This is a genomic window from Homoserinimonas sp., assembly GCF_056262345.1.
In genome coordinates this window covers 1-2,027 of the sequence record NZ_JBACFR010000211.1, presented here as the reverse complement: position 1 = coordinate 2,027, position 2,027 = coordinate 1, and the positions used below count along the sequence as shown (strand labels likewise).

General features: G+C 65.5%; 2 protein-coding genes. Both read left to right on the top strand.

From position 1 onward, the window contains the following. The first annotated feature begins 127 nt into the window (after positions 1–127). On the top strand, positions 128–1,684 hold the full coding sequence (gene otsA / locus AC062T_RS10240; RefSeq protein ID WP_476029723.1) for an alpha,alpha-trehalose-phosphate synthase (UDP-forming): 1,557 nt from the start codon (positions 128–130) through the stop codon (positions 1,682–1,684). 9 nt (positions 1,685–1,693) lie between these two features. Continuing rightward, on the top strand, positions 1,694–2,027 hold a 334-nt coding region (locus AC062T_RS10235), incomplete at its 3' end, for a trehalose-phosphatase (protein WP_476029721.1).

Genomic DNA, 2,027 nt, shown 5'->3' with positions numbered 1-2,027 from the left:
CAGCTCGGCGGGCCGATGGAGGCAATCCATCGGCCCGCTGAGGCACAGGCGGGGGTACTGTGGAAGGGACGCTCTCCCGCGTTCCGGCGGGAATAAGGGCGCCGATAAGACACGGAGCATGCACCCCATGACGGTTCAGGCACCCGCCGCACCCCAGCGATATTCATTCGTAGTCGCATCAAATCGACTACCGGTCGACCGCGTAATTGACCCCGACGGCACCGCGCGATGGGCTAACTCGCCCGGTGGTCTCGTCACAGCTCTTGAGCCCGTTATGCGCGCCAACAACGGCGCCTGGGTGGGCTGGGCTGGCCAGCCAGATCTGCAGCTCGATCCCTTCGAGAGCGACGGCATCAGCATTGTGCCCGTTCCGCTGACCGCCGACGACATCCGCATGTATTACGAGGGCTTCTCCAACGACACCCTGTGGCCGCTCTACCACGACGTAATCTCGCACCCGCAGTACCACCGCGAATGGTGGGATAGCTATGTGCAGGTCAACCGGCGGTTTGCGGATGCCGTAGCCGAGGTCAGCGAGCAGGGCGCGGTGGTGTGGGTGCAGGACTACCAGTTGCAGCTTGTTCCCCGCATGCTGCGGGAGGACCGCCCCGACCTCACGATCGGCTTCTTCAACCACATCCCCTTTCCTCCCTACGGCATCTACTCGCAGTTACCGTGGCGCACGCAGATCATCGAGGGGCTGCTCGGTGCCGATGTGATCGGCTTCCAGCGACTGGCCGACGCCAACAACTTCACGCGAGCGGTGCGGCGACTCAAGGGCTTCCCCACGAAGGGGGCCACCATCGAGGTGCCTCTGATCGACGAGTCGGTGGGGGTGCGCGCCCACGGGCCGATTCCCGAGGGCAAACCGTTCCGAACCGTCATCGCCCGGCACTTTCCCATCTCGATCGACGCGGACAGCTTCGAGGAGATGGCACGCAGGCCGGAGATTATCGAACGGGCCCGCCAGATCCGCGAGGAGCTGGGCAACCCGGAGCGCATCATCCTGGGTGTCGACCGGCTTGACTACACCAAGGGCATCGCGCACCGACTCAAGGCGTTCGGTGAGCTATTGCGCGACGGCTCTATGACAGCGGGAGAAGTCACGCTCGTGCAGGTGGCGAGCCCCAGCCGTGAACGGGTCGAGGCCTACCGCCAACTGAGGGATGAGATCGAGCTCATGGTGGGGCGGATCAACGGCGACTACGGCACGATCGGCCACGCCCCCGTGAGCTATCACCACACGAGTTATCCGCGCGACGAGATGGTGGCCCTGTACCTCGCAGCCGATGTGATGCTCGTTACGGCCCTTCGCGATGGCATGAACCTGGTTGCCAAAGAGTATGTGGCCACCCGCACCGACGATGACGGCGTTCTCATCCTCAGCGAGTTTGCCGGGGCATCCGACGAGCTCAAGCGGGCGCTTCTCGTGAACCCGCACGACATCGACGGGCTCAAGCACGCCATCCTGAGGTCGCTGCACATGCCGAGGGCTGAGCGCCGCACCCGGATGCGATCGCTGCGCCGCAGAGTCTTCGAGCACGATGTTGCCGCGTGGTCGTCGGCGTTCCTCGCGGTTCTCACGGGCAATGGGCACGCGGAGAGCCTGCAGGCAGATGTTCTCCACGACGAGCTTGACGAAGACGCTCAGCCCGAAACCGGGCCGATGGCGATCGACGCGTGAGGTCGCGCCGTGGCTGATGATCAGGCGAACTTCCGGTCGCTCGAGGATGCCATTGCGGCTCTTGCGGAGACCCCACGATTGCTGGTGGCCCTCGACTTCGACGGCACCCTCGCACCGCTTGTCGACCGGCCAGAGGAGGCGCGGGCGCTGCCAGCGGCGAGGGAGGCGATGCTCGCCCTGACCCGCGCGCCAGACACACGGGTGGCCCTCATCTCCGGCCGGGCCATGCAGAGTTTGATGCACGTGGCCGAGCCGCCAGAGTCTGTCTGGCTTAGCGGTTCACACGGGGTCGAGGTGCGGCTCGATGCCGCACCCGGCGTATCCCTCAGCGAGGCGGAGCAGG

Excerpts from the sequence above, each read along its gene's own strand:
- otsA (WP_476029723.1), top strand. The coding sequence starts at position 128 with ATGACGGTTCAGGCACCCGCCGCACCCCAGCGATATTCATTCGTAGTC.